Origin of the sequence: Amycolatopsis sp. FBCC-B4732 (genome assembly GCF_023008405.1) — a bacterium.
GTDB classification, from domain to species: domain Bacteria; phylum Actinomycetota; class Actinomycetes; order Mycobacteriales; family Pseudonocardiaceae; genus Amycolatopsis; species Amycolatopsis pretoriensis_A.
The window spans coordinates 4819555-4828186 of record NZ_CP095376.1; the positions used below are offsets into that span (position 1 = coordinate 4819555).

The 8632-nt window shown below is 72.9% G+C and carries 4 protein-coding genes (1 of these 4 cut by a window edge); 3 read left to right on the plus strand and 1 reads right to left on the minus strand.

What is annotated here, in order from left to right; all coding sequences use genetic code 11:
• Nucleotides 1-4780, minus strand: the 5' portion of a protein-coding gene (locus tag MUY14_RS20815; RefSeq protein WP_247024802.1) for a type I polyketide synthase. It extends 3557 nt beyond the left edge of the window; the window shows 4780 of its 8337 coding nt (coding positions 1-4780); its start codon is at nucleotides 4778-4780; the stop codon falls past the left edge of the window.
• Between the two features lie 213 nt (nucleotides 4781-4993).
• Between MUY14_RS20815 and MUY14_RS20820 the strand changes: the two genes are divergently transcribed.
• From MUY14_RS20820 to MUY14_RS20830, 3 genes are read left to right on the plus strand one after another with little or no spacing between them, the layout of a single operon-like run.
• Nucleotides 4994-6391 (plus strand): glycosyltransferase, encoded by a 1398-nt coding sequence (locus tag MUY14_RS20820; protein WP_247024804.1) that lies wholly within the window; start codon nucleotides 4994-4996, stop codon nucleotides 6389-6391.
• Complete coding sequence (locus tag MUY14_RS20825) at nucleotides 6388-7359, plus strand: ATP-binding cassette domain-containing protein (RefSeq protein WP_247024806.1); 972 nt, start codon at nucleotides 6388-6390, stop codon at nucleotides 7357-7359. The genes MUY14_RS20820 and MUY14_RS20825 overlap by 4 nt, the downstream gene beginning before the upstream one ends.
• Nucleotides 7349-8116, plus strand: a complete 768-nt coding sequence (locus MUY14_RS20830) for an ABC transporter permease (RefSeq protein ID WP_247024808.1) — start codon at nucleotides 7349-7351, stop codon at nucleotides 8114-8116. The genes MUY14_RS20825 and MUY14_RS20830 overlap by 11 nt, the downstream gene beginning before the upstream one ends.
• Nucleotides 8117-8632: the final 516 nt, after the last annotated feature.

The window sequence follows — 8632 nt, forward strand, 5'->3', positions numbered from 1 at the left end:
GCATCGCCTGCACGACCTTGATCACCCCGCCCACCCCGGCGGCGGCCTGCGTGTGGCCGATGTTGGACTTGAACGAGCCCAGCAGCAACGGTGTTTCGCGGTCCTGCCCGTAAGTTGCCAGCAGCGCTTGCGCTTCGATCGGGTCGCCCAGCGTCGTCCCGGTGCCGTGTGCCTCGACGACGTCGACGTCCGAAGTGGACAGTCCGGCGTCGGCGAGCGCGGCCCGGATCACCCGGCGCTGCGACGGGCCGTTGGGGGCGGTGATGCCGTTGGACGCGCCGTCGGAGTTGACCGCGGAACCGCGCACCACGGCCAGGACCTCGTGCCCGTTGCGGCGCGCGTCGGAAAGCCGTTCCACGACGAGCATCCCGACGCCTTCGGCCCAGCCGGTGCCGTCGGCGGCTTCGGCGAACGCCTTGCAGCGCCCGTCCGGCGCGAGGCCGCCCTGCTGGCTGGTGCCGAGGAAGTAGTTGGCGCTGGACATCACGAGCACGCCGCCGACGAGCGCCAGCTCGCACTCCCCCGCCCGCAGGGCCTGTGCCGCCAGGTGCAACGCGACAAGCGACGAGGAGCACGCGGTGTCGACGGTCATCGACGGGCCTTCGAGACCGAGCACATAGGACACCCGCCCGGACACCGCGCTGGCGGCGTTGCCGAGCCCGGCGTGCGCGCCGACGTCGGCGTCGCTGCCCGCGAGCACACTCGCGTAGTCCTGGCCGTTGGTCCCGACGAACACGCCGGTCGGGGTGGCGCGCAGGCCGAGCGGGTCGATCCCGGCGTCCTCCAGCGCTTCCCACGACGTCTCCAGGACCTGCCGCTGCTGCGGATCCATCGCGAGGGCTTCGCGCGGGGAGATGCCGAAGAACGCGGCGTCGAAGCGGTCGATGCCGTCGAGGAAGCCGCCGTAGGTGGTGGCGGACGCGCCCGCGGCGAGCGTCGCGAGGTCCCAGCCGCGGTCGCGCGGGAACGGGCCGACCGCGTCGTGGCCGTTCGCGACCATCGTCCAGAGGTCATCGGGCGAACGGACGCCGCCCGGGTACCGGCAGCTCATCCCGACGATGACGACGGGATCGTCGGTGCGCGCCCGGGTCCGGCGGGCCGGGCCGGCGCGTTCGTCGTCGCCGAAGAGCCCGGCCAGCAGCAGGCGCGCGACGGCGGCCGGGGTCGGGTGGTCGAACACGAGCGTGGCCGGCAGCTCGAGGGCGGTGGCGGTGGTGAGCCGGTTGCGCAGCTCGACCGACATCATCGAGTCGAAGCCGAGGTCGGTGAACGGGTCGCCGGTGCCGACCGCGCCGGTGTCGCCGTGACCGAGCACGGCGGCGACGGTGGTCCGGACCAGGTCTTCGGCCGCGCGGACGCGGTCGGCCTCGCCGAGCGCGGCCCAGTCGCCGGCCACCGGGCTCGCCGGGACGCGCACGGGGGTGGCCGGCGCGGCTTCGATCTCGGTGACGGCGCTGCCGAACCCGACCTCGGCGGCGACGAACACCGGCCGGTCCGCGGAGTCGAGCAGGGCGAGGCTGACGGTCGTGTCCCCGAGCGGGGCGACGCGCAGCCGCAGCCGGGTCAGCCCCCGCGCGTGCAGCGAGACCCCGCGCCAAGAAACGGCTTCCGCGCCGCAGGCTCGGAGGGCTTCGGCGAGCAGGAGCGGGTGGAGGTCGAACGCACCCGCGTCGCCGTCAAGGGTGACATCGGTCAGGTACGCACCTTCGGCCAGGACAGCGGGTTCCGGACCGGCGACCGCAGCCAGAACGCCACTGGCGTGGTGCGTCCAGCCCGCCCCGGAGTCCGCACTTTCACGTGAAAGTGCGGCCCCCTGGTGCGCACTTTCACGTGAAAGTGCGGCGTTCGCGGAGTGCACGTCGACCGGGCGGCGGCCGTCGGTGTCCGGGGGGCCGACGCGGACCTGCAGCGCGACGACGTCCTTCGGGGCCAGGGCGAGCGGTGCGGTGAGGGTGAACTCGGCGAGCTCCGGGCAGCCGAGGTTGCGGGCCGCGCGCAGGGCGAGTTCGAGGAAGCCCGTGCCGGGGAACGAGGTCCGGCCGGCGAGCCACGGCTGGGTGGCCGGGGACACGGTGCCGGTGAGCACGGTCTCGGTGCTCGCGGCGACGTCGAGGGCGGCGCCGAGCAGCGGGTGCCGCACCGGGGTGAGACCGAGGCCGGCCGCGTCGCCGGTGCGCGGGGTGAGCGTGGGCCAGTAGCGCTCGCGCTGGAAGGCGTAGGTGGGCAAGTCGACCGGACGGGCACCGGGGTGCACGGCCGCCCAGTCGACGGTCCCACCAGCGACGTGCAGCGCGGCGAGCCCGGCGATCAGGGCGGCGTCCTCGTCCTGGTCCTTGCGCGCGAGGGGGATCGCGCCGGTGACCAGTCCGGAAAGGACAGCTGACGGGCCCAGCTCGGCGAACCGCGTCACGCCGGACTCGCTGAGCCGGGTGACCGCGTCGCCGAAGCGGACGGTGTCGCGGACCTGCCGGACCCAGTACTCGGGATCGGTGACGTCCCCGCCTGCGATCACCGGGATCCGCGGCGCGGCGAAGGAGAGTTTCGCGACCACCGCGCGGAAGTCGTCGAGCATCGGGTCCATCAGGCGCGAGTGGAACGCGTGGGACACCTTGAGCCGCCGGGCGCCGGGGAATCGCGCCGCGACGGCGGTGACGGCGTCTTCGGGGCCGGAAAGCACCACCGACTCCGGGCCGTTCACGGCGGCGATGTCGACGTCGCCGGCGTCGATGTCCGTTTCGGACGCCCGGACCGAGATCATCGCGCCGCCTTCGGGCAGCGCGCCCATCAGCTTCGCGCGGGCGGAGACGAGGGTGCAGGCGTCGTCGAGCGAGAGCACCCCGGCGACGTGCGCGGCCGCGATCTCCCCGACCGAGTGCCCGGCCAGGAACGCCGGGTGCGCACCCCACGATTCCAGCAGCCGGAACAGGGCGACTTCGTAGGCGAACAACGCGGGCTGGGCGTGCTCGGTCCGATCGAGACGGTCGTCGGTGACCACGCCCAGGCGTCCGGCGATCTCCGCGAACGCCTCGGCGAAGACCGGGTACGCCTCGGCGAGCCGCGTGCCCATCCCGATCCGCTGCGCGCCTTGGCCGGAGAAGAGGAACGCGGTCTCGCCGCGCGACGCGGTCCCGGTGGTCACGTTCGCGGCGGCGCCCTGCTCGAGCCAGGAACGCAGACCGTCGCGCAGGGACGCGGTGTCCGGCCCGGTGACCGCGAGGCGGTGTTCGAAGGCCGTGCGGGTGACCGCTGTCGACCAGGCGACGTCGGCCGCGCCGGCGTCGTCGGTGGTGGCGGCCAGCAGTGCTTCGGCCTGGGCGCGCAGCGCGGGTTCCGAGCGGGCGGAGACGAACCACGGCACCGGCCCGGCGGCGCGCGGCCCGCGGCCGGCCGGTTCGGGTTCGGGGGCCTGCTCGATGATCGTGTGCGCGTTGGTGCCGCTGACCCCGAACGACGACACGGCGGCGCGACGCGGGCGGCCGGTCTCCGGCCAGGCTGCCGCTTCGGTCACCGGCCGGACGGCGCCGGCTTGCCAGTCCACTTCGGACGAAAGCCGGTCGGCGTGCAGGGTGCGCGGTACCTCGCCGTGCTGGATGGCCAGGACGGCCTTGATGATCCCGGCGACGCCGGCTGCGGCCTGCGTATGCCCGAAGTTCGACTTGACCGAGCCGATCAGCAGGTCGTGCTCGCGGTCGCGGCCGTAGGTGGCCAGCAGGGCCTGCGCTTCGATCGGGTCGCCGAGCCGGGTGCCGGTGCCGTGCGCCTCGACGACGTCGATGTCGTCGGTGGACAGTCCGGACGCGGCGAGCGCGGCGTGGATCACCCGCTGCTGCGAAGGTCCATGGGGGACGGTCAGGCCGCTGCTGGCGCCGTCGGAGTTCACCGCCGTACCGCGGAGGAGGGCGAGGACGGGGTGGCCGTGGCGGCGGGCGTCGGAAAGCCTTTCCAGGACGAGGATCCCGGCGCCTTCGGCCCAGCCGACGCCGTCCGCGCCGTCGGCGAACGCCTTGCAGCGCCCGTCCGGCGCGAGGCCGCCCTGCTTGCTGAACTCGGCGAACGCCTCGGGGGTCGCCATGACCGTGACGCCGCCGGCGAGCGCGAGGGAGCACTCGCCGGAGCGCAGGGCCTGCGTGGCCCAGTGCGCGGCGACCAAAGAGGACGAACACGCGGTGTCGACGGTGGCCGACGGGCCCTCGAAGCCGAAGGAGTAGGCGATGCGGCCGGAGAGCACGGCCGCGGTGGTGCCGGTGCCGGCGTGGCCCTCGACGGTCTCGCCGGACGCGGCGAGGAGCTTGCCGTAGCTCTGGCCGTTGGTGCCGACGAACACGCCGGTGCGGCTGCCGCGCAGGCTCGCGGGCACGATCCGGGCGCGTTCGAGGGCTTCCCAGCTCACTTCGAGCAGGAGCCGCTGCTGCGGGTCCATCGCGAGGGCCTCGCGCGGCGAGACGCGGAAGAAGCCGGCGTCGAACCGGTCCGCGCCGTCGACGAAGCCGCCGCGCCACGCGTCGACGTCCCCGAGGCTGATCGTGCTGCGGTCCACCCCGGCCAGCAGCGCGGACCACCCGCGGTCGGCGGGCAGCGGGCCGATCGCGTCGGTGCCGCCGTCGAGCAGGTCCCACAGCTGGTCCGGCGTCGCGACCCCGCCGGGGAACCGGCACCCGATCCCGACGACGGCCACCGGCTCCACGGCGGCGGCTTCCATCTCCCGCACGCGCTGACGCGACCGGTGCAGGTCGGCGGTGACGCGCTTGAGGTAGTCACGCAGCTGGCTCTCGCTGGCCATCCTCGCCTCTCGGTGTCGTCCGGCCGGGACTCGCGGCACCGCGGGTCCGGTTTCCGCATCGGCCGAGTCAACCGCGTCCGGCGCCCGCAAACCCTTAGTCTTCGCACCCGCTCGCCGGCCCCCGGAACTCCCGCGGAATGTAGGTGATTCACGGAAAAGCCGTTGTTACGGTCGCGGCGGCCGTGTGCTCCCGCCGAGGAAAGGTGCTTCTCCATGAGCCGAGAACGGCGTCCGATCCTGTTCGTCAGCTCACCCGACAGCGGGCTGGTCAACTCCCTGCTCGTGCTGGCGGCGGAACTCTCCCGGCGCGGGGTCCCCGACGTCTACTTCGCCACCTTCGACAACCGCCGCGCCGAGGTCGAGGCCATCGGGGCCGACGGCTCCGGCAGCCGGATCGCATTCCGGTCGCTCGGGGCGCCGATCCCGGAGCTGTCTTCCGGGGAGTGGGACGACGAGACCTACCACGCGGTCACCCAGAAGTCCCGCTGGAAAGCGCACAAAGCGCTGATGCGCCACACCTTCGACACCCGCTTCCGCGACCAGGCCTACCGCGCGCTCACCGAGATCGTGCGTGAGGTCGAGCCGGCCGCGATGGTGATCGACTCGCTGCTGCACGCCGGGTTCGAGCTGGCCGTGACGCAGCAGATCCCGCACGTCGTGAGCGTGCCGTTCTCGGTGAGCAACCACCTGACGAAGCTGCCGCCGGGCTTCCCCGTCCCGCACTCCGGGCTGCCGCTGGAAATGACCGCCGGGCAGCGCCTGGCGAACGCGTGGTTCGGGTTCCGCCGCAAGGCGCTGTACTTCACCGATTCCCTGCTGCGCAAGCGGGTCGTCGAGTACGTCAAGTCCAACAAGGAGCTCGGCGTCTCGCGGCTCGCCGCCAAGTACACGTCCCGGATCGACGAAGCCGCGCTCGTGCTGGTCTACTCGCTCGCCGAACTCGAGTACCCGGTCGACATCCCGGCGCACTTCCGGATGCTCGGCGCGATCGTGCCGCCGCTGCCGGAACTGCCGGACGAGCAGGACGTCAAGGGCTGGCTCGACCGGCACGAATCGGTCGTCTACATCGGGTTCGGCACGGTCGTGCGGATGAGCGAGGCCGAGATCAAGGGCCTGGTCGAGGTCGCGCGGCGCCTGGAGGGCAAGCACGCCGTGCTCTGGCGGCTGCCGGCCCAGTCGTGGCACCTGCTGCCGCCGTCCGACGAACTGCCGTCGAACCTGCGGGCCGAGAAGTGGCTGCCCTCGCAGCTCGACGTCCTCGCCCACCCGCACGTGCGCGCGCACTTCACCCACGGCGGCGGCAACGGCTACATCGAGAGCCTCTACTTCGGCAAGCCGCTGCTGCTGCGCCCGCTGTTCGTCGACGGCTACGACCAGGCCGTCCGCGCGCGGGACACCGGCGTCGGCCTCGTCGTCGAGTCCTCGCACGGCATCGACGTCGACGACGTCGCCGCGAAGCTGACCGAAGTCCTGGAGAACCCGTCCTTCACCCAGCGGGCGCGGGAAATGGGACGGCTGCAGCACGAGCCGGGCCGCGGGCGCGAGGGTGCCGTCGACGCGGTGCTCGCGCTCGCCGCCGGGACGCCGGCCGCGACCGAGCCGGCCCGGTGATCGAGGCCGCGGGCCTGGCCCGCACCTTCACCGCCGACGGCCGGGAGGTCGCCGCGGTCCGCGGGGTCGACCTGCGGGTCGAGGCCGGCGAGATCGTCGCGTTCCTCGGCCCGAACGGCGCCGGCAAGACCACGACCATGCGCATGCTCACGACGTTGCTCCGCCCGACCGCCGGGACCGCCCGGATCGCCGGCGCCGACCTGCTCACCGAGCAGAAGCGCGTGCGGCGGCACATCGGGTACGTCGCCCAGGGCGGCGGCACGGTCGACGAGCGCAAGGTCCGCGAAGAGCTCATGCTGCAGGCCCGGCTCTACGGGCTCAACAAGACCGACGCCGCCGAGCGCGTCCGCGAGGTCTCGGGGCAGCTCGGCCTGACCGGCCTGGAAGACCGGCTGACGTCGGCGATGTCGGGCGGCCAGCGGCGGCGGCTCGACCTGGCGCTGGGCATGGTGCACCTGCCGGTGGTGCTGTTCCTCGACGAGCCGACCACCGGCCTCGACCCGCAGAGCCGCGCCCACCTGTGGAGCCACATCCGGCGGCTGCGCGACGAGCAGGGCGTGACGGTGTTCCTCTCGACGCACTACCTCGACGAGGCCGACGCGCTGGCCGACCGGATCCAGGTGATCGACGACGGCGTGATCGTCGCCGAGGACACCCCGGAGGCGCTCAAGTCCCGCCTGCTCGGCGACGGCGTCGAGGTGACGGTGCCGCCGGAACGCGCGGACCACGCGGAACTGCTGCTCGGCGGCCTGCCCGGGATCCGCGGCCTGCGCCGCGAGGACGCGACCCTGCGGTTCCAGGTCGCGCAGAGCGAAGAGGTGCTCTCGCCGCTGGTGCGGGCCCTCGACCAGCACGACATCACGCTGGTGGCGCTGCGCGTCCAGCGCCCGACGCTCGACGACGTGTTCTTCGCCCTGACCGGCCGGGGCCTGCGCGAGCCCGTCAAGGAGGCGACCGATGCTGCGTGAAGCGATCCTGGTGTACCGCAGCGAAATCGCGGTGCTGCTGCGCAACAAGCCGTACCTGGTGATGGGCATGATCCAGCCGGTGCTGTACCTGGTGCTGTGCGGGCCGCTGCTGGCGGTGCTGGTCAGCAAGACACCGGGCGTCGCGGCCCAGACGTCCTGGGTGGACCTGACCCCGGCGCTGATCATCCAGATCGCGGCGACCAACGGCGTCTACTGCGGTTTCGTCCTGCTGTCGGGCATCAAGGCGGGCGCGGTCGACCGGCTGCGCGTGACCCCGGTGAGCCGCACGGCGCTGAGCCTCGGCCAGGCCCTGCCGTCGGTGACGCTGTCGCTGCTGCAGGGTGTGATCATCCTGCTGCTGGCGAGCCTGGTGTTCGGCGTGGCGGTGAGCGCGGTGGGCGTGGTCCTGGTCCTGGTGATCACGGCGCTGACGGCGTTGACGATCGCGTGCTGCGCGAACGCGATCGTGCTGAAGCTGCGCAACGAGGACACGTTCTCGTCGATCGTCAACATCGTGATCCTGCCGCTGACGCTGCTGTCGGGCATCCTGCTGCCGATCACCCCGGACCGCGCCCCGATGTGGCTGTACGTGCTGTCGCGGTTCAACCCGCTGGCGTACGTGGTGGACATCAGCCGGGCGAGCTTCCGGGAGACGCTGCCGGTGGTGCCGACCCTGGTGGGCGCGGTGGTGATCATCGGGCTGACCGCGCTGGCGGTGCGGTGGAACTCACGCACCTTCCAGGCCGTGGCTGCCTGAATTCCGCTCGAACCGGGCCGGGGATCCTTTCCCCCGGCCCGGTTTTTCGTGCCCGGCCGGGGTCAGTGCGCGCCACCGGGTGAGGTCGCGGATGACACCTCTAGCACGACCGACCGCCGGCGGACGTCATGAGGCGGTGGTGATCATCGGGCTGACCGCGCTGACGGTGCAGTGGAACTCGCGCACCTTCCAGGCCGTGGCTGCCTGAATTCCACTCGAACCGGGCCGGGGATCCTTTCCCCCGGCCCGGTTTTTCGTGCCCGGCCGGGGTTCAGAGCGCGCCACCGGGTGAGGCCGCGGATGACACCTCTGGCACGACCGACCGCCGGCGGACGTCATGAAGCGGTGGCGATCATCGGGCTGACCGCGCTGGCGGTGCAGTGGAACTCGCGCACCTTCCAGGCCGTGGCTGCCTGATTTCCACTCGAACCGGGCCGGGGATCCCCTCCCCGACCCGGTTTTTCGTGCCCGGCCGGGGTTCAGCGCGCGCCACCGGGCGGACGTCATGAAAGGGTC

What these genes read in the sequence shown, in the direction of transcription:
- MUY14_RS20820 (WP_247024804.1), top strand. Translation starts at nt 4,994, where the DNA reads ATGAGCCGAGAACGGCGTCCGATCCTGTTCGTCAGCTCACCCGACAGC.
- MUY14_RS20830 (WP_247024808.1), top strand. Translation starts at nt 7,349, where the DNA reads ATGCTGCGTGAAGCGATCCTGGTGTACCGCAGCGAAATCGCGGTGCTG.